This window comes from Candidatus Mycalebacterium zealandia, from assembly GCA_014075295.1.
Classification (GTDB): Bacteria; Desulfobacterota_D; UBA1144; order Nemesobacterales; family Mycalebacteriaceae; genus Mycalebacterium; species Mycalebacterium zealandia.
Genome location: CP046180.1, coordinates 48,693 through 68,184, shown reverse-complemented (window position 1 = coordinate 68,184; position 19,492 = coordinate 48,693). Strand labels below are relative to the sequence as shown.

Genomic DNA, 19,492 nt, shown 5'->3' with positions numbered 1-19,492 from the left:
GAATGTCGTTTTTTTTCAAGGCGTTTTTGGTTTGCTGCGCGGTTGTGGCAGTTGTTGCCGGATACATGCGTTTGCGGGTTGAGAAGGTGGTGCTTGCGTATGAGATTTCTGAAAATGTGCGCAAGGAAAAATTACTTATAGAAGAAGCCGCCGCGGCCGAGTTGCTTTACACCGAAGTTTTTTCAAGTGAAAAACTCAGAGATCTTGCGGCGAAGAAAGGTTTCAGGGAACCGGGACGTCAGGATTTTATCTATGAGTCGGAGCCCGGTTTGGATGAACATCCGCGATGAGAGTGTCTTTTGGAAAAAACAGCGCTAAAAACGGCATTCCGAAAAGCCGTGTATTTGTCTGTGTCGCGCTTTTCAGCATTTTTTTTCTCATAATTGCCTACCGTGCGCTTGACTTGCAGTTTATTGACACCGAAAAGGCGTTCAATTACGCGAAAAAACAGCAGGTCGGATATCTGACGCTCAAATCAAAACGGGGCGGAATTTTTGACTCGGTCGGTGTGCTTATAGCGTCAAGCAAGCGGTCTCATTCCGCATATCTAATCCCGTCTGACATTGAAGACCCGGAACAGTTTTCGCGTGCGCTTGAAAAAATCGCGGGTTTTGACTACGAGCGGATTCTGCCTCTTGCAGGCAAAAGCAACAGGTCTTTTATCTGGCTTCAAAGGAAGATGCCCGAAGAAATTTTTAAGAAACTCAAAAAAGCGGACCTTAAAGGGCTAGCTTTTATAAGCGAACAGCAAAGGGTTTATCCGCAGGGCAATCTTCTGGGTCCGGTTGTGGGCTTTGCCGATACTGACCTGCGCGGAATTGAGGGGCTTGAATATTCGCTCAACAGACACCTGACCGGAAAAGGCATAAAAGTTCGGGTCAAGCGCGACGGCAGAGGCGGCTCAATGCTTTTTCACAACCCCAATGTGCTTGAACGGACAAGCGGCGCGGATGTCCGCCTCACTGTGGATTCAGACATTCAATATGTGGTTGAGGAGGAGCTTAAAAAGGGCGTTGAGCGCACCGGCGCGCAAAGCGGTAGCGCGGTGCTTATGGAGCCGCGCACCGGGCGCATACTCGCGATGGCGTCCTATCCGTTTTTTGACCCGAACCGTTTTACCGATTATTTGCAGGTTGAGCAGAGGAACCTGCCCGTCTGGCAGGCGTTTGAGCCGGGCTCAATCATCAAGCCGTTTCTGGTTGCCGCCGCGATTGAAGAGGGGCTTGTGAGCGAGCGGACGGTTTTTGACTGCGAAAACGGAAAACGCAAAATCGGCTCCACCGAAATACGGGATTCCTCTCCGCACGGAAAACTTACCGTTACGGACACAATAGTTTTTTCAAGCAACATCTGCTCGTCAAAAATCGCCGAACTTGCGGGACCCGAAATTTATCATAAATACCTGCTCGCCTTCGGTCTGGGAGCACAAAGCGGAACAAAACTTCCCGGCGAGCACAGAGGCATAATTCCGCGCCCGAATCAGTGGGGCAGGATTGAGCTCGCCACTATCTCCTTCGGACAGGGTCTCACGGTGAACGCGCTTCAGATGGCTACGGCGGTTTCCGCAATAGCAAACGGCGGCTACCTTATGGCTCCCTACATAGTTGAAAGCGTGGCGGACACCGGAGGAAACCTGATTATCAGAAGAAGTCCGAAGGTGAAAGACAGGGTGATTTCCTACAATGTGGCACGCACAATGGCGGGCATAATGGAGCAGGTGGTTGAGAGGGGAACCGGCAGAAGGGCGGCGGTGCGAGGATACTCCGTTGCCGGTAAAACCGGAACCGCGCAGATAGCGCGCTCCGCCGCAAAGGGTTATCTGAAAGGCGAGTATGTTTCCTCTTTTCTCGGTTTCGCCCCGGTTGAAGATCCGCAGATGACGCTTGTTATCATCATAAACAGACCTAAAAGGTTCAAATACGGCTCTCAAGCCGCCGCGCCCATATTCAGCGCCATAGCGAAAAGAACGCTTGGAATGTTTGAAGTTCGCGCCGCTTCAAACGGTTCCACACTTGCGGAGAAGCCGTTTTCAATGCCGGATTTGCACGGCAAAAGCGTGCGGGAAGTGGCACAGTGGGCGGGACAAGCGGGAGTCAACCTGAGAATCAGCGGCCATGGGTTCGCCGTCAAACAGACTCCGTCCGCAGGTTCTCTGATTAAAAAAGGGCTCAAATGTTCGGTTTCTTTTTCAGGAGACTTCATATGAGCGCGATGAGTTTTTCCGAGATTGCCGTCGCGATTGATTGTGAGATTTACACGGGAGACCCCGCGGTGCGCGTGGGCGGGATTTGCATCCATTCGTCCAAGGTCTCTCGCGGAGACCTTTTTATAGCCGTCAAGGGAGCCGTTTCGGATGGACATGAGTATGTTGCCGAAGCGGTTTCTCGGGGAGCGGCGGCGGTGATAACGCAAAAACGGCTCAGCGGTTTGAAAATCTGCGGCGCACTCGCCGAGGACTCCAAAGCCGCCTCTGCGCTGGCGGCTTGCGTTTTTCACGGCTATCCGTCTCGCGGGTTCACACTTGCCGGAGTTACGGGCACGAACGGGAAAACAACCGTCTGCCACCTTCTCCATTCAGTCTGGGAGCGTCTCGGGCACAAGCCCGCTATGATAGGCACGGTGGAGATACGGTTCGGTGATTTACTCAGAGAAGCACAGATGACCACGCCCGGCTCCGTTGAGTTGCAAAATTTTTTTTCCCTTATGTCCGCCGGAGGCGCGGACAAGGTTTGCATGGAGGTTTCGTCTCACGCCATAAATGAAAAAAGGGTTGAAGGTTGCGATTTTGACGCGGCGGTTTTCACAAATCTCACGCCGGAGCATCTGGACTACCACGGCGACTTGCGCAGTTATGCCGCCGTCAAGAAACGGCTTTTTACCGAATTGCTTGAAAAAAGCGCGAAAAAAAACAAGTTCGCGGTCATCAATATTGATGATGAAATCGGCGCCGAAATAGCACGTGATACTTCGGGTGAAACCGTATCTTTTTCCACTGAAAACGCGTCAGCCGAAGTTTTTGCCGAATCCTTTTCCATCGGCGGAGACGGAATCTCAGCCGAGTTCCGCACCCCGTGGGGAAACCTCAAAATCAGTTCAAACCTCATCGGCGCTCACAACCTTTCAAACCTGCTTGCCGCCGCGGGTTGTGCTCTGTGTCTCGGTTCCGCTCCCGAAGAAGTCGCCCATGCTCTGTCGTCCGGCGTGTTCGTGCCCGGAAGGCTTGAAAGGGTCGAAAACAGCGGCGCGATTGATGTTTTTGTGGATTACGCTCACACCGCAGACGCGCTTGAAAGAGTTATCAGAGCGGTTCGTCCGCTGTGCCGGGGAAAGATGTTTGTGGTGTTCGGGTGCGGCGGTGACAGAGACAAAAGCAAACGCCCCGAGATGGGGCGTGTGGCGAGTTTGAATTGCGATGTCGCGGTTCTGACTTCCGACAATCCGCGAAGCGAATCTCCGGCCGTGATAATTGACGAGATTGAGTCCGGAGTTGTTCCGAGTGGATGCGAAACGGTGAAAATCCCTGACAGGCGTGAAGCCATACGCCACGCGATTTTATCCGCGGTTCCGGGTGATTTTGTTCTAATTGCGGGCAAAGGGCATGAGAAATATCAACACATCGGCGGCGAAAAAAAACCTTTTGACGACATGCTGTGCGCGGCGGATTTTCTTAAAGAAAAAGAGGATGCGTTTTGATAAACCACACTTTTCTTTTGCAATCCACACACGCGCGTGCGGAGGGGGATTTTCCCGCCTCGTATGGCGGAGTTTCCATTGATTCAAGAACCTTGCGGCGCGGCGATATTTTTTTTGCGATTAAGGGGGACAGTGACGGGCATGATCATGTCAGGGCGGCTTTTGAAGCCGGCGCGGCGGCGGCGGTTGTTGAGAACGGCGCGCGGTCTTTACCCGAAGCGCCTCTAATCTTTGTTCCCTCAACAGTTCGCGCCCTGGCGGATATGGCGGCGGAATGGAGAAAAAAACTCAAAAACTCAAAAATCGTCTGCATAACCGGCTCAAGCGGAAAAACCACCACAAAACAGGCGCTTGCGGGCATTTTGAGCGCGGCGGGGCGTAGCGCGGTTGCAAGCAGGAAAAGTTTTAACAACCATCTGGGGTTGCCTCTGACTTTGCTTGAAACCGATGCGGAGCACGAAGTTTGCGTCGCCGAAGTGGGCATAAACACCCCCGGAGAGATGGACGAACTTGAGCGTATCGCGCGCCCTGACATCGGTGCGGTTGTAAATATCGGCACGGCGCACATAGGAAGGTTCGGAAGCAAAGAGAAAATCGCCCGCGAAAAATCGCGCCTGTTCCGCTCTTTTGGAAAACAGTGCGGTTTTGCCATCAATCTGGACGACCCGCTCACTGTTGAAATCGCGTCCGCGCTTGACTGTGACAAGGCGGGTTTTTCCGCGCGCAATACTTCGGCGGAGGTTGCGGCGGCGGACATAGTCTGTTCATCCCGTTCGGTGAGTTTTAAGATGAAAATACGCGGTCGCGAATTTCCCGTGACAGCTCCTGTTGCGGGGGCGCATAATGTTATGAATTTTCTGTGTGCATCCGCTCTGGGGTTGCTGCTCGGTCTTTCCCCGGACGAAATAGCCGGGGGGATAGGCAATTTTACTCCGGCGGAAATGAGGATGCAGGTTTATGAGGTTCTCGACGGGGTGGTTTTGATAAATGACTGCTACAACGCCAATCCCGATTCGGTTGCCGCCGCGCTTGAGGAGTTGGGGCGGCTAAAAAAATCAGGCGGCAGGGCGATAGCCGTTCTTGGAGATATGCTTGAACTTGGTGATTTGAGCGGACAATACCATTATGAGGCGGGCGAAAAAGCCGCCCGGTGCGGAGTGGACATTCTAATAGCGTTTGGCGAAGAGGCGAGGCATATCCGTGCCGGCGCGGGAGATGGTGTCCGTGTTGAAAAAACGGTGTCTCACGAAGAGGCGGCTGATATAATCAAGAGCGTCGTGCGGCGCGGCGATTTTATTCTCATCAAAGGGTCGCGTGCGATGGCGATGGAAAAAATCGCGCGGATGATTGGCGGGCGGTAAATCCGGAAAATCAAATGCTTTATCTTCTTCACCTACTCAAAGAAGACTTGCCGGTACTTAATATTTTTCAGTATGTGACTTTCCGCTCTTTCGGCGCTGGGGTGTTTGCCTTTTTCCTTTCCGCTCTTATGGGCGGCAGAGTTATTTCACTTCTTGAGCGCTGGAAAAGCCGCGAAAAGATCCGCCCCGACGGACCCGAAGGGCACGCGGTTAAATCCGGCACGCCGACAATGGGCGGGCTGTTCATAGTTTTGGGAATAATCATTTCAACGCTTCTGTGGGGAAACTTGAATGAGCCTGTCGTTGTTTTTTCAATTGTTTTTACAGCGGTGTTCGGTTTCATCGGGTTTGTTGATGATCGCATGAAGCTGTCACGCTCGCGCGGAATGAGCGCGGGTCTCAAGTTTTTTATTCAGTGTGCGGCGGCGGTGATTCTGGTTTTCATTTTTCTGCGAATTCAGGAAGGCGGCTTCACGATGTATGTGCGGGCGGGCGAGGAAGCCATAGAGTATTCTTTCACTTCGGTCGCGTTTCCGTTTTTCAAGGAAGCGGTTTTTGAGTTCGGCTGGGTTTATTTTATTCTCGCGCTTTTTGTTACGATAGGGACTTCAAATGCGGTCAATCTCACCGACGGGCTCGACGGGCTCGCCATCAGTTCAATAATCGTTACGGTTGGCACCTACTACATTCTGGCTTTTGTGGCGGGAAACGCGAATCTGGCGAACTATCTTCACATTCCCTATGTCAGAAACGCGGGGGAGTTTGCCGTTTTTCTCGCCGCGGTGGGCGGCGCGTGTCTGGGGTTTTTGTGGCACAACGCCTATCCCGCGCGCGTTTTCATGGGGGACACGGGTTCACTCGCGCTCGGAGCGTCCATAGGGCTTGCCGCGCTTGTTACCAAACAGGAGGTTCTGCTCGTCATCATCGGCGGCATATTTGTTGCCGAAACGGTTTCGGTGCTGGCTCAAGTGCTGTTTTTCCGTTCCACAGGAGGGAGGCGGTTGTTCAAAATGGCGCCTCTGCATCACCATTTTGAAAAGACGGGCTGGCACGAATCGCAAATAGTCATCCGCTTTTGGATAGTTTCTTTTGTTCTCGCTCTGATGGCACTCGCGACTTTAAAAATCAGGTAGTGGAAGTTATGAGAGTGAAGGGACAAAAATTTCTCGTTGTCGGTCTGGGCAAGACCGGAGTTGCCGTTAGCGGATTTCTAGCCCGCGCGGGAGCCGATGTGACGGCAACTGATTTAAGAGACGCGGGCGAAATTACCGAAGCGGCGGACCTTGAAAAACTGGGAGTGAAACTGCGGACGGGAGGGCATCGCGAAGATGTTTTCACGCAAGCCCGAACGGTTGTTTTGAGCCCGGGAGTTCCTCCGGACATTGAGCCCGTCCGCGCGGCTCGGCGCGCAGACGCCCGCGTTATCGGCGAGGTGGAGCTTTCTTCGGCATTGTGCGGACTCCCGGTTGTTGCCGTTACGGGCTCAAACGGCAAAACCACCACCACCGGGCTAATCGGACACATACTCAAGGCGTGCGGCAAAAAACCCTTTGTCGGCGGAAACTTCGGCGACCCTTTTATCAACGCGGTCGGAAATGAAAGCGCTTATGATTTAGCGTTGCTTGAAATGAGCAGTTTTCAACTCAAAACCACTTTTGCCTTCAAGCCGGCTGTGGCGGTTTTACTCAACATCTCTCCAAACCATCTTGATGTCCATCCGGATTATGAAGACTACGCGCTGTCCAAAAAAAAGATTTTCGCGAACCAGACACAGGATGACTGGGCGGTTGCCAACGGCGCGGACACTCAAGTTGCCGCAATGCTTGATAACTTGAGCGCGAAAAAGGTTTTATTCAATTCAGAACTCACCGGCGAGCATCCGGGTTGCGCGACCTCGGACGGGCAAACGGTTTTTTTCAGAGGTGAAAAATACGACCTTTCCGGTTCAAAACTGCAAGGGCGGCATAATATGGAAAACTCTATGGCGGCAATCGCGGTCGCTTCCATCCTCGGTTGTGAACCCGAAAAAACCGCCGCCGCGGTAATAGAGTTTTCCCCGCCGCCGCACAGAATGGAGTTTGTGAGCGATGTGCGCGGCGCTCGTGTTTATGACGATTCAAAATCAACCAATCCCGCCGCCGCCGCCGCGGCTCTCACAGCCCTTGATAAGCCGGTTGTTCTGATTTCCGGCGGCAAGGACAAAAAAACCGGCTTTTCCGCCCTGCGCGAACCCGTGCGAAGCAAGGTTTCCTCCCTTGTGCTTTTCGGTGAGGCGCGGCGGGCGATGATGTCGGAGCTTGGCACTCTCACAAAAACCTTTGCCGCTGACTCTCTTCAAAACGCGGTTGAAATCGCGGTGTCCGAAGCGCGTCCCGGCGGTTCAATACTTTTCTCGCCCGCGTGTTCAAGTTTTGATATGTTTTCGTCATTCGAGGAAAGAGGCAGGGAGTTTAAAAAAATTGTTAAGAGATTTGGGTAGAAACCCGCAGGGTTTTGATTACACGCTAATGATTGTCGTGGTTGCGCTTTCGCTTGCCGGCGTGCTTATGGTTTACAGCACAAGTTCGGTTTACGCCCTTGAAGAGCACGGTGATTCATGGAGGTTTTTCAAACTGCAAGTGGCGTATCTGTGCGTGGGGCTCATTGTTATGACGGTGACTTCGCTGATGGATTACAGGCGTCTTAAAAAAATCGCCATACCCGCTTACTTTTTGTGGCTTATTCCCCTGATAGCGGTTCTGTTTGAAGGTGTTGGCAGAGAGTTTTTCGGTGCGAGAAGGTGGCTGTCTCTCGGCGGATTTACATTTCAACCCTCGGAGTTGGCGAAGTTTGTTTTCTTTCTCTATATGGCGGAATCCCTTTCGCGCAAAAGCGGGTTGATGACGAATTTTTTTCGTGGAATTGTTCCCCACTTGATACTTGGCGGTGTTTACGCGAGCCTGATATTTATTGAGCCGGACTTCGGAACAGCATTCATCATTCTTTCGATTACGGGAATTATGCTTTTTCTCAGCGGAGCGAAAATTTCCCATCTGTCCGCGCTGGTCGGAGGGGTGATGTGTTTCGCGGTTTTCGCGGTCTGGATTGAGCCGTACCGCCAAACCCGTCTGCTGTCGTTTCTTGACCCGTGGGCGAACTATTTTGATTCCGGCTATCAGGCGGTTCAGTCAATTATGGCGTTCAGCCTCGGAGGGCTTTTGGGGCAGGGACTCGGCGCGAGCAACCAGAAACTGTTTTTTCTTCCTCAGGCGCACACCGATTTTATTCTTTCCATCATCGGCGAGGAACTTGGTTTCGTCGGGGTCGCGCTTGTGGTTGCGGCGTTTGCGGTGATTTTGTTTCGAAGCGTTAAAATAGCCCTTTCCGCTCCCGACCTTTTCGGGTTTTATCTCGTTATGGGCTTCACTCTTCTCATAGTTTTTCAGGCGGTGCTGAACATGGCTGTCGCGTTGTCTCTTCTACCCACGAAGGGGTTGACTCTGCCGTTTCTCAGTTACGGAGGCACTTCGCTTGTGGTCAGTCTCGGCGCGGTCGGCGCCATTTTGGGCGTATCGCGGGCGCGGTCGGCGCGGCGATGAGGGTTTTGATATCGGGAGGCGGAACCGGAGGGCATGTTTTTCCGTCTCTCGCGATTGCGGGCGAGATAACGAAACGAAACCTCTCAAACGAAGTTCTTTTTATAGGAACCCGTGGCGGGCTTGAAAGCCGCATGGTGCCGGAGCAGGGCTACGCGTTCCGCCCGGTCAGTGGTGGCGCGGTTGTGCGGCGAGGTGTTTCGGGAGCATTTTCGGGAGCATTTTTTACGGCCGTGGGAATAGCGCAGTCGCTTTCCATCTTGAAGAAATTCGCTCCGCATGTGGCAGTGGGAATGGGAGGTTATGCGTCATTTCCCGCTCTTGCGGCGGCGCGCGTTCTCGGAATTCCGGTCGTGATTTGCGAACAGAACAGTGTTCCGGGTCTTGCCAACCGGATGCTCGGAAAGATCGCGCGCCGTGTTTTTCTTTCTTTTCCGCCACCGGACCGCTCCCGCCTGCGTTTTGCCGCTGAAAAAATTCGTGTTGTCGGCAATCCCGCCCGTCCGGAGCTTTGCGCGGCCGCGCGCCGCGCCGCGAACACTCAAGCCGGCGGAGGCGATTTCACAATTTTTGTTCTTGGCGGAAGTCAGGGGGCGAATGCGCTCAACCGCTTTGTTCCCGACGCCGTGGCGGCTTTCAAGGAGGGCGCAGCAAAAAAAGTGAAGGTTTTTCACCAGACTGGCAAGGGCGCGGCGGATAAGGTTGAAAGGGTTTACGCCGCCGCCGGGATTGAGGCGGTTGTGTTTGATTTCAACCCCATGGTGGCGGACTTTTACGCGCAGGCGAGCATGGTAATATCACGAGCGGGAGCGGGAGCGGTTTCGGAGATAGCGCTGTTCTCCAAACCTTCAATACTCATCCCTTATCCGTTTGCCGCGGGCGGGCATCAGCGCTCAAATGCGGAGATGATGGAAAAAGCGGGAGCTGCGGTTGTGATTGAAGAAAAAAATTTGTCTCAAAAAACGGTTGCCGAAACTTTAAAAAGGTTGGTTAATTCTAATAGTCTGGAAGAGATGTCCCGCGCGACGGCGGAGTTTGCCTCTCCGGAAGCGGCGCTCAGGGTTGTGGATGAAATAGAGGTGCTTGCCGGCGGGTGAAATAAAGACATGAAAGGGAAATTTAGAAGAATACACATGGTTGGCATTGCGGGCTCCGGAATGAGAGGACTCGCCGAGGTTCTTATCAGCATGGGATATGAGGTTTCCGGTTCCGACACAGGACCGGCTTCGGGGCTTGTCGCGCTTGAAAGTGCCGGTGCGAAGGTAATGGGCGAGCACGTGCCCGAAAATGTCAAAGGCAGTGACGTTGTTGTTGTTTCTTCGGCAATAGTGGGTTCAAATCCCGAACTTGCGGCCGCGAAAAAACTCGGCATTCCGGTTGTGCAGAGAGCGGAGATGCTCGCGGAGCTTATGAGAATGAAGTTCGGGGTCTCCGTGATGGGCAGTCACGGGAAAACCACGACCACTTCAATGATAGCGTCCGTTCTCACGGCGGGCGGGCTTGACCCGACCGTTATTGTGGGCGGCAAAGTCGCCGCTTTGGGAAAAAGCGGACGGGTCGGCGGCGGAGACATAATGGTTGCCGAGGCGGACGAAAGCGACGGTTCATTCAATCGTCTCTCGCCCGCGATTTCAGTTCTCACAAACGTTGACCGCGAGCATCTTGACTACCACGGAACCGTAGAGGCGTTGCGTGACGGATTTTTAGAGTTTCTTGAGAGAGCGCCGTTTTACGGGCTTGCCGCGCTCTGTGTTGACTGCGCCCATGTGCGCGAAATCTCAAAGCGGCTTTTCAAGCGGTTCGTAACATACGGCGAGAATCCGGACGCGGACTTACGGTTGGAAGGTTTTGCCGGACGCGGTTTTGAGGCGGAATTTGATGTTTTTTTCAAGCGCGAAAAACTGGGGCGTGCGGCGTTGCCTGTTCCGGGAAAACACAACGCGGTGAATTCTCTGGCGGCGGTCGCCGTAGGAATGGAGATGGGCTTGAGTTTTGACGACATAAAACGCGGACTTAAACAGTTTGGCGGCATTGAGAGGCGCATGCAACTCAGAGATGAGGTGAGGGGCATAAAGTTTATTGATGACTACGGGCACCACCCCGAAGAGATAAGGGTTACATTTGACTCGGTCAGCGAGGCGTTTGCGTTACAGCCCGTGGTGGTGTTTCAGCCGCACAGGTTCACCCGGACTCATCTTCTTTTTGACGGTTTTGTGGAGGTGCTCAGCAAGATATCAAAACTGTATGTTCTTGATGTTTTTTCCGCGGGAGAGGAGCCGATAAAGGGCGCGACTTCCGAGGAAGTGGTGAAGAGAGTGAAAGCCGCTGGCGGTTTGGGCGCGGTTTACGCTCCGTGTGAAAAGGATTTGGTCAATAAACTGAAAGAGGATTTGAGCGCGGGAGATATTGTTCTCACGCTCGGCGCGGGCAATGTGTGGCGTTGCGCCGAGGCGCTTGCCGATGAATTGAGATGAAAAGACTTGCCGCAGAACTTGAAAAACTCGGGTGCGAAACCGTTTCGGATTTTCGCATGTCTTCATATACGGCGATGAGGGTCGGCGGGCGCGCGCGCATTGTGGCGTATCCTCAAACTCGCGCCGCTCTTTGCGGAACTCTCGCATTTTTGCGCACGGAGTCAGTTCCTTTTGAGGTTCTGGGCGGTGGCACGAACACGATAGTTAAAGACAGCGGATTTGACGGCGCGATTGTGAGCACGAGCCGTCTTAAAGGTTTTGAAATCAAACCCGGCTTCTCGGTCACGGCGGACTGCGGCGCGCCGCTTTCGGCGGTGATGAACGCGACCACGCGCGCCGGCCTTTCCGGACTGGAGTTTGCCGCCGGAATTCCCGGAACGGTGGGTGGCGCGGTTTTTATGAACGCCGGAGCGTGTGGCGGCGAGACCGCCGAAGTGGTTGAAAGCGTTGTTGTGTGGCAGGATGGAAAAGAGCATGAGATCGGCGCGGGCGAACTGAGCCCCGCTTACAGGCACGGCGGGCTTCCGCCGGACTCCGTGCTGCTTGGCGCGCGACTGCGTCTTGTTGTCGGAGACGCGCTCAAAAGCCGCGCGGCAATCAAAAAGAGTCTTGAGCACAGGAAACAAACCCAGCCCGTAAGCGAGGCAAACACGGGCTCAATCTTCAAAAATCCGCGATCCGTGGCGGCCGGCCGGCTTCTTGAAGAGATCGGAATGAAACTTTTTTCCGTCGGCGCCGCCGAATTTTCAGGTGTTCACGCCAACTTTATAGTTAACAAAGGCGGCGCGAAAACCTCCGATGTTCTCAAACTCATAAAAATCGCCCGTGTCAAAGCGCTTGAGAAAAAAGGCTTATATTTGGAAACAGAGGTATGCGTAATCTGAAAAATCGTGGAAAGAAAAATCTGCGTAAAGGCGGTGCGGCGAAAGTTTTTCTGGCTGTCGTAATTGTGGTCGCGGTGTTTTTCGTATCGCGCAGCGCGCTTCTTATCGGCAACGCTTCCGTTGAGGGAGCCCGCGCGGTGTCCGAAGAAAACATTTTAAGGACGGCGGGACTGTATTCGGGGGAGAAGGTTTTGTTGCTTCCCGGAGCCGTGAACAGGGCTCTTAAAAGCGAGCCTTGGGTGGAAACAGTTTCAATGACAAGGGATTTCAGGGGCGGAGCAGTGATAAAAATAAAAGAGAAAAAACCGTTCTGTCTTCTGGCGATGCCTAACGGAACATTTTTCTATATTGACGAGTCGGGCGTTCCGCTTGGCTCCGCGCCTGCGGGCCTGCACGGAATGGATTTTCCGGTAGTGAGAGCCCAACCGGCTTTTGTCTCCGAAGCGCTTGCCGCGCTCAATCTGTCTTCATCGGCGGTTTCGGCGCCGGGCTGGGATGACATATCCGAGGTTGTGGTTTTGGGCGAGAGCGGCGTGGAGATATTCACGCGACCGGGGCAGCGAATAGACCTTGGAGCCGATTTGAAGGCTCATTGGGAGAAACTTGAGAGGATAACGAGCAACCTTCGAGCACGGGGCTTGAGTCCAAAGTATATTAACCTTCGCCGCAAAGGCGTGGGGATAGTCAGTTTCAGGGAAGGGGTCAATTGAGCTCGGAAAAACCGGAAATTTTTATAGGACTTGATCTCGGCACGACCAAGATATGCGCCATTGTCGCTCAGGTGAACGGGCGGGACATCAACATAATCGGGTTTGGAATGCATCCGTCAACGGGGTTGCGCCGAGGGATAGTTGTTGACGTGGAGAAAACCACGGATTGCATAGCGTCCGCGATTGAGAAAGCCGAAGAGATGTCGGGTCAGGAGATACGTTCCGCTTTTGTCGGGATAGCGGGCGGGCACATCAAAAGCCACATCGCTCACGGGGTTGTTAACATTACCGATGGAAGGGTTACCGATGGAGACATGAGGCGTTTGATAGAGTCGGCGACCGCCAAAAATGTGACGGCGGACAGGGAGATTATTCATGCGGTTCCGGGGAAATACTCAATAGACGGGAAGGATTCGGTCATCAATCCGCTGGGAATGCACGGAAGCAAGATTGAGACCGAAGTTCACATTGTTACCGGGCAGGTTACGGACACAAACACGCTTGTCCGGTGCGTGCGTGAGGCGAGCATGGATGTGAACGGCATAGTTTTGGAGCAAATCGCTTCGGCCGCGGCGGTTCTGAATGATGCGGACAAGGATTTGGGGGTTGTGCTTGTTGATTGCGGCGGCGGCACAACCGACATAGCGGTTTTCAACAGAGGCGGGCTGAAATACACGCAGAACATAACCCTCGGCGGCGACCATATTGACAGAGACATATCTCACCGCTTCAACACCGTAAGCGATTTGGAGTCACGCAGAATAAAGGAGTCCCACGGGGTCGCGTTCGAGCGGCTTGCCTCGGAGTGCAAAAACGTCACAGTCCGTTGCTCGGACAACACTGAACAAAAGGTTTCGCGCCGCGAAATCGCTAAGATTATAGAGCCGAGAATGAGAGAGATACTGTCTTTCGCGAAAGAGGAAATTCCCGATTCGGTGGAAATCTACGGTCCGTCCTCAAAGGTTATTCTGACGGGCGGAACTTTTGTGATGGAAGGCGCGGTTGAAATGGCATCTGAAATTTTTGACATGCCCGCGCGTCTGGGGGTTCCGTGCGGGGTTGTCAGCAACACCGAAGCGATTTTAAGCCCTGCTTATTCCACGGGGATAGGGCTCATACACTACGGAGTGAAATATTCGGAAAAATCGGATAAAATCCGTGTTAGAGGCGGAAAAACGCCGTTTAACAAAATACTCGGGTGGATGGAGCAGTGGTTCAACGAATTTTTTTAACGGATGATTTTTCCGGTTCGGAGAGATGGGATGTCAACCTTTACCATTGTTCCCGATGACGACCGCTTAAAGGCCAAAATCAAGATTGTCGGAGTGGGCGGCGGCGGCTGCAACACCCTGAACTCCATGGTTGGTCAAGGGCTGCAAGGAGTTGATTTTGTAGCCGTAAACACCGATTCGCAAGACCTAAAAACATCAAAGGCTTATGTCAAACTGCAAGTCGGAAGCCGTTCCGCGCACGGACTTGGAGTGGGGGGTAATCCCTCCGCCGGCGAAGACGCCGCGATTGAAGACAAAGCGAGAATTGCCGAAGCGCTGGACGGCGCGGACATGGTTTTTATCACCGCCGGCATGGGGGGCGGCACGGGAACCGGCGCGTCTCCGGTTGTCGCCAAAGTTGCCAAAGAGAACGGGGCTTTAACGGTTGCCATTGTTACCATGCCGTTTTCATTTGAGGGGGAATCCAAAACCGCAACCGCCGAAGACGGTTTGAGTCGTCTTGAAAAAGAAGCGGATACGCTGATAGTGGTTCCCAATGACAAACTGTGTGAAGAGAACACCAATCAGAACCAGCACTCCGCCGTTGAACAGGTGGTTCCCGATGACCAACCGGATGAAGACAATACCCCGCCGCCTTCGTTGCTGGAAGCGTTTGACAGAGCGAATGACGTTCTTTTTCGCGCCGTCAGCGGAATAACTGATATTATAAACACACCCGGTTTAATCAATACCGATTTCGCCGATGTTAGAACCGTTATGAGTCAGGAGGGTTCCAAGGCGATAATGGGAACCGGAATCGCCGAGGGTTCGGACAGAGCGGTCAAAGCCGTTGAGTCCGCGGTTGAAAGCCCGCTTCTTGGCGCGCTGTCAATAGAGGGCGCGAAAGGGGTTTTGCTTCACATAGTCGCGCCGCCTAACTTCGGCCCCGATGAACTGAAAAAAGCTTGTGACTACGTGACTCAGAAAGCCAGCAAAGATTTGCAATTCATCTTCGGGTGGACGATAGACGCAGATATCAAGGACGAAGTAAAGATTACGATAATCGCCACGGGAATTGAGGATTCCTCTTCCCGTGTTCCGGCTTCACCGAAACGCAAGCACGAGAAATCAAACAGCTCCGCGTCGGACCCCACAGACGGAGACTTGTTTCCGGACGCGCCTGCTGTCAACAACGTCCCGGACAGGGATATTCCCGCCTATTTGAGGGACAAAAAAGAACAGAATAATGCTGAAAAAGACAAACAGGACGAATCCAAATCTAATGATTCCCCGGGGGGGCTGGGCATATTCGGAGCCAGATTCGGGAAGAAAAAAGACTGATTTCCGGTTTTATATCGTCTTGTCTCCGTATACAATACGCTTTCCGTTTTTGAGGCCCCTTCGTCTAGCCCGGCCCAGGACGCTACCCTCTCAAGGTAGAAACACGGGTTCAAATCCCGTAGGGGCTGCCAAACCTGAAAAATGAGTTTTTTTTCATCCGATACGGCGGCGCTTTGCCTGATAATCGGTTGTGTCGCGGATTTTCTTTTTTCAGATCCGCGCCGAATTCCCAACCCTGTTCGTCTTTTCGGCGCAGTTATTTCCCGTGCCGAGTTGTTTCTAAACCGGGGCATCGCCAAAACGGTCAAGGGCGCGTTTCTTGCCCTTTTTCTTGTGGCGGGGGTTTTTCTGATTTTTACGCAGTTTGAAAACGCGGCGGAGTCGGCGGGAATTTTCGCATATGTCTCTTTTACATCTCTGTTTGTTTTTTTCGGTCTCGCGGGAACATCGCTCATAAGAGAATGTGGTGCGGTTTTCTCGGCGGTTGAAAAAGGCGATGTCCGGTTGGCGCGAAAACGGCTTTCAAACATTGTCGGGCGCGACACGGAAGAGCTTTGCGCTACGCGCATAAAAACCGCGGCGCTTGAAACAATGTCCGAAAATCTGTCAGACGGCGTTGTGGCTCCGATATTTTTCTATTTTCTGGGAGGGGTTCCGGCGATGATGGCGTACAAAGCAGTGAACACTTTGGACTCAATGATAGGTTATAAAAACAAACGCTACCGGCGGTTTGGCATGGTGGCGGCGAAAATGGATGATGCGGCGAACTTCATCCCCGCACGTCTGACCGCCTTTCTTATGGCGGTTTGCGCCTTCAGTTTTCGTTCTTTTGTCTTTATCACCAAGTTTGGACGCAACCATTCCAGCCCCAACGCGGGGTTTCCTCAGGCCGCTCTTGCGGGAATCCTTGACTGCCGTTTCGGCGGTTCCGCGTCTTACGGAGGCGAGATGGTGGAGAAACCGTTCATCGGTGAGCGCACGCGTGAGATAACCGCGCAAGACTTCAAAACGGCGCGGAAAGTAAACAATGCGGTTATGGTGGTTGCCGTTTTGGCCGTCTCCGTTCTGAAAACAGTTTTTTAGCCCGGGAAAAACCGTTTTACGGCTCCGCGCCGGATGTTATTCCCGCATTTCCGTTGTCATATTCGTAAGAGCTGTCTTTTGTTGGAGTTAAGCCCTTTGGTCAAGTATTCTGTCTCGCGGTCTCCGTTATGAACAAAAGTCAACCGGATTGTGAGAGTGAAAAAATAACACCGAGTGCGGACGGCAAAGGCATACTGATATGCGGGCACGGAAGCCGTGACTCCGAAGGGGTTGAGGGCTTTGAAAGTTTGGTCCGGCGCATGAGGAGTCGCCGTCCGGACGCCGATGTGGATTACGGGTTTCTTGAGTTCGCGCAACCGACATTTGATGTCGCCGTTAAAGCGATGGCGGAAAGGGGCGTGGAAGACATCATCTCTCTTCCCGCCATTCTGTTTGCCGGCGGGCACGCGAAGAACGATATGCCGTTTGAGATGAATTCCATACAGGCCGCTCACAAAGGACTCAGAATACGCTTCGGCAGTTTTCTCGGTGTTTCGCCGCAACTGCTTGAACTGTGCCGTCTGCTGATAGAAAAAAGCGAAAAATCCATGCCGCCGCACGCAAGGGAAGAAACATGCCTATTACTTGTGGGAAGGGGGACATCCGATCCGGATGGAAACTCCGATGTCGCGAAAATGGCGAGGATGCTTGAAGAGGGAATGGGGTTTGGCTTTTCACGCGCCGCGTATATCGGGGTTACGAAACCCGGTCTTGAAGAAACATTGAAAATTCTTGAAAACCTTCCTTATTCAAGAATAGTCGCCGTTCCGGTTTTTCTTTTCACGGGAGTTTTGCTTAAAAGGATTTACGCCACGCTTGAAAAACACAAAACGGTTTCGCGCAAAGAGATTCTCTACACTGAGCCGTTCGGCGCGCACGACCTCATTCTGGACATTCTGGACGAAAGGGTTGAGGAAGTTAAGGAAGGGAACGCCAACATGAACTGCCAACTGTGCAAATACAGAACGCAAATAGTGGGTTTTGAGAACGAAGTGGGCCGGGAGCAGGTGGGGCATCATTTTCATGTGAGGGGGGGAGATTCGGCCAAAGGCGGTTTGAAGAATCTGAAGAGCCCAAAAACCGGCAGCCTGCGCGGAATTTCGCTGGGCCCCGGCGCGCCGGATCTGGTAACCGTGCGCGCACTTGAAGCGTTGCGCGGTTCAGACAGGATTTACTATCCGTCCGCAAAGGGCGCGAGTGAAAGCCGCTGTGTCTCCATTCTGCGCCACTACGGCTTACAGGAGCATTCCAAACCCCTCGCGGTGGACATGAAAACCCGCGGTTCGGCGGACGGTTCATACCGGCTTGCGAGGGAAGTTCTGCTTGAAGATTTGAAACAGGGGCTTGATGTGGCGGTTGTGTGCGAAGGGTGCCTTTCGCTTTACAGTACGGTGTTTCGCATTCTGTGCGATGATGTTTTTAGCGGCAATTTTGAATTAATTCCGGGCGTTTCGTCTCCGTCCGCGGCGGCGGCTTCCGCCGATGTTTGCCTGGGGCTCGGCAGCGATAGAATCGCGGTGCTTCCCGGCGGTTGTTCCGAGCGCGAAATGGAAGACGCCATAGGAGGATTTGAAACTGTTGTAATTATGAAGCCTCCGCGCGCGCGCGCGCTTGTAAAACTCATCAGGGAAAAGGGGCTCGGTTTTGTCTATTGCCGTGACGTCGGCGGGGAAAATCAGTTCATCACCTCAAAACCCGCCGATCTTGAAGACGGCGATTTGCCTTATTTTTCCCTGTTTATCATCTCAAAGAGGTTTGACGGATGCCGGGTAGCATAACGGTTGTCGGCGTCGGTCCCGGGGCGGATGAGCATATTACCCCGCTTGCCCGTGAAGCGCTCTCAAAAGCCGAAGTCGTTATCGGTTACCGCAGTTATTTCCGTTTTGTTGATGAGCTGATTCCGCGGGACTGCGAGCGCGTTGAGAAGGAGATTTCCGAAGAGGACGAAAGAGCGCAAATCGCGGTTGGGCTCGCGCGTGAGGGAAAAAATGTCGCCGTCATCAGTTCGGGAGACAGCGGGATTTACGGAATGGCGTCCGTGGTTCATCTTGTCGCGGCGGGTTTTGGCGGCGCCGAGGTGTCCGTTGTTCCAGGTGTAAGCGCTTTTATCGCGGCGGCGGCAAAACTGGGCGCGCCGCTCGGGCATGATTTCTGCTCGGTTTCCCTTTCAGATCTTCTTACCCCGTGGCAGACCATAGAAAAGCGCATCGCCGCCGCCGCCGAAGGCGACTTTGTTACGGTTGTGCACAATCCCAAAAGCGCAAAACGATACTGGCAGCTTTCGCGCCTCAAAGAAATTTTTCTTTCCTCAAAATCTCCCGATACTCCCGTGGGAATTGTCCGCAACATTTCAAGAGAGGATGAGCGGACACGCCTTACAACTCTGGAGAAACTCAATCCGGATGAAGTGGATATGTTTTCGCTTCTGATAATCGGCAACTCGGAAACAATTGCCGAGGGCGGCAAAATGGTAACTCCGCGCGGCTCAAAGCCCGTGCCCCCGCAGTCCGCTTCCGAAGCGGCGCGTCTTATCTACGATGACAGTTTTGACTCAATAGACAGGTCTCTTAAAATGTCCGACCTGCTTTCCGTGGGGGAGCGCGAGGCGATAAGACGTTGCATTCACACTACCGCCGATTTTGAGTATAAAGACATTTTTTACTGCTCGCCCCGCGCGATTGAAAAGTGGAGCGGCGCGTTGCGGGGAGGGGAAATTGTTACCGATGTGAGAATGGTTCTCGCCGGTGTTTCAAAACGTCTTCTGGAAAAAACCGGTGCGAAGGTTTTTTGCTATCTTGATGAGCCGGAGTCCCTGCGGATTTCCGAACAGGAGGGAATTACCAGAAGCCAGGCGGCGATGAGGGTCGCCATAAGCAGGCACCCCGAAGCTCTTTTCGCGGTCGGCAACGCTCCAACCGCTTTGATTGAAATTGCCGACACCCTCGCAAAAGCAAGCGGTGGGCAATCCGGTTTTTCCCCGCTCGGAGTCATCGGCGCTCCGGTGGGTTTTGTCAATGTTGAGCAGTCCAAAGCGCGCCTTGAAGCCGCCGCGGAGGGCGTCCCTTATGCCGTGATACGGGGCAAAAAGGGCGGTAGCGCGGTTGCCGCGGCGATAGTGAACACAGCTCTGGGTTTTGATGAAGATGCCGCTTGAGAGTTT

Annotated in this window: 16 protein-coding genes and 1 tRNA gene; all 17 read left to right on the top strand. The window is 53.3% G+C overall.

The genetic code is table 11. The annotated features are described in order from the left end of the window. Positions 1–2: 2 nt before the first annotated feature. The 17 genes from GKS04_00340 (at position 3) to cobJ (ending at position 19,486) form a co-directional block, all read left to right on the top strand. The gene (locus GKS04_00340) at positions 3–290 is read left to right on the top strand and encodes a hypothetical protein (GenBank protein ID QMU55647.1); all 288 of its coding nucleotides are present in this window, start codon (positions 3–5) and stop codon (positions 288–290) included. Continuing rightward, complete coding sequence (locus tag GKS04_00335) at positions 287–2,206, top strand: hypothetical protein (GenBank protein QMU55646.1); 1,920 nt, start codon at positions 287–289, stop codon at positions 2,204–2,206. The genes GKS04_00340 and GKS04_00335 overlap by 4 nt, the downstream gene beginning before the upstream one ends. Next, complete coding sequence (locus GKS04_00330; GenBank protein ID QMU55645.1) at positions 2,173–3,693, top strand: UDP-N-acetylmuramoyl-L-alanyl-D-glutamate--2,6-diaminopimelate ligase; 1,521 nt, start codon at positions 2,173–2,175, stop codon at positions 3,691–3,693. The genes GKS04_00335 and GKS04_00330 overlap by 34 nt, the downstream gene beginning before the upstream one ends. Then, entirely contained in the window at positions 3,690–5,054 is a 1,365-nt protein-coding gene (gene murF / locus GKS04_00325; GenBank protein ID QMU55644.1) for a UDP-N-acetylmuramoyl-tripeptide--D-alanyl-D-alanine ligase, read from the top strand. Before GKS04_00330 ends, murF begins: the two co-directional genes overlap by 4 nt. A gap of 14 nt (positions 5,055–5,068) precedes the next feature. Continuing rightward, a complete protein-coding gene (locus tag GKS04_00320) occupies positions 5,069–6,187 on the top strand; it encodes a phospho-N-acetylmuramoyl-pentapeptide-transferase (protein ID QMU55643.1) in 1,119 nt (372 codons plus the stop codon). A gap of 8 nt (positions 6,188–6,195) precedes the next feature. Continuing rightward, entirely contained in the window at positions 6,196–7,533 is a 1,338-nt protein-coding gene (gene murD, locus GKS04_00315) for a UDP-N-acetylmuramoyl-L-alanine--D-glutamate ligase (GenBank protein QMU55642.1), read from the top strand. Further along, positions 7,514–8,632, top strand: a complete 1,119-nt coding sequence (gene ftsW / locus GKS04_00310) for a putative lipid II flippase FtsW (GenBank protein ID QMU55641.1) — start codon at positions 7,514–7,516, stop codon at positions 8,630–8,632. The genes murD and ftsW overlap by 20 nt, the downstream gene beginning before the upstream one ends. Beyond that, entirely contained in the window at positions 8,629–9,726 is a 1,098-nt protein-coding gene (gene murG, locus GKS04_00305) for an undecaprenyldiphospho-muramoylpentapeptide beta-N-acetylglucosaminyltransferase (protein ID QMU55640.1), read from the top strand. Before ftsW ends, murG begins: the two co-directional genes overlap by 4 nt. A gap of 9 nt (positions 9,727–9,735) precedes the next feature. Then, the gene (locus tag GKS04_00300; protein QMU55639.1) at positions 9,736–11,103 is read left to right on the top strand and encodes a UDP-N-acetylmuramate--L-alanine ligase; all 1,368 of its coding nucleotides are present in this window, start codon (positions 9,736–9,738) and stop codon (positions 11,101–11,103) included. Then, a complete protein-coding gene (gene murB / locus GKS04_00295) occupies positions 11,100–11,987 on the top strand; it encodes a UDP-N-acetylmuramate dehydrogenase (GenBank protein QMU55638.1) in 888 nt (295 codons plus the stop codon). Before GKS04_00300 ends, murB begins: the two co-directional genes overlap by 4 nt. Next, positions 11,975–12,697 (top strand): FtsQ-type POTRA domain-containing protein, encoded by a 723-nt coding sequence (locus tag GKS04_00290; GenBank protein QMU55637.1) that lies wholly within the window; start codon positions 11,975–11,977, stop codon positions 12,695–12,697. The genes murB and GKS04_00290 overlap by 13 nt, the downstream gene beginning before the upstream one ends. Beyond that, the gene (gene ftsA, locus GKS04_00285; protein ID QMU55636.1) at positions 12,694–13,929 is read left to right on the top strand and encodes a cell division protein FtsA; all 1,236 of its coding nucleotides are present in this window, start codon (positions 12,694–12,696) and stop codon (positions 13,927–13,929) included. The genes GKS04_00290 and ftsA overlap by 4 nt, the downstream gene beginning before the upstream one ends. Before the next feature lie 3 nt (positions 13,930–13,932). Then, entirely contained in the window at positions 13,933–15,249 is a 1,317-nt protein-coding gene (locus tag GKS04_00280; protein QMU55635.1) for a cell division protein FtsZ, read from the top strand. A 53-nt stretch (positions 15,250–15,302) separates the two neighbouring features. Next, positions 15,303–15,380, top strand: a tRNA-Glu gene (locus GKS04_00275). 10 nt (positions 15,381–15,390) lie between these two features. Beyond that, entirely contained in the window at positions 15,391–16,332 is a 942-nt protein-coding gene (gene cobD, locus GKS04_00270; protein ID QMU55634.1) for a cobalamin biosynthesis protein CobD, read from the top strand. Between the two features lie 128 nt (positions 16,333–16,460). Beyond that, positions 16,461–18,110, top strand: coding sequence for a hypothetical protein (locus GKS04_00265; protein ID QMU55633.1), 1,650 nt, complete (start codon positions 16,461–16,463; stop codon positions 18,108–18,110). After that, positions 18,095–19,486 carry a precorrin-3B C(17)-methyltransferase gene (cobJ, locus tag GKS04_00260; protein QMU55632.1) on the top strand — a complete coding sequence of 464 codons (1,392 nt, stop codon included), beginning with the start codon at positions 18,095–18,097 and terminating at the stop codon, positions 19,484–19,486. The genes GKS04_00265 and cobJ overlap by 16 nt, the downstream gene beginning before the upstream one ends. The last annotated feature ends 6 nt before the right edge of the window (positions 19,487–19,492 follow it).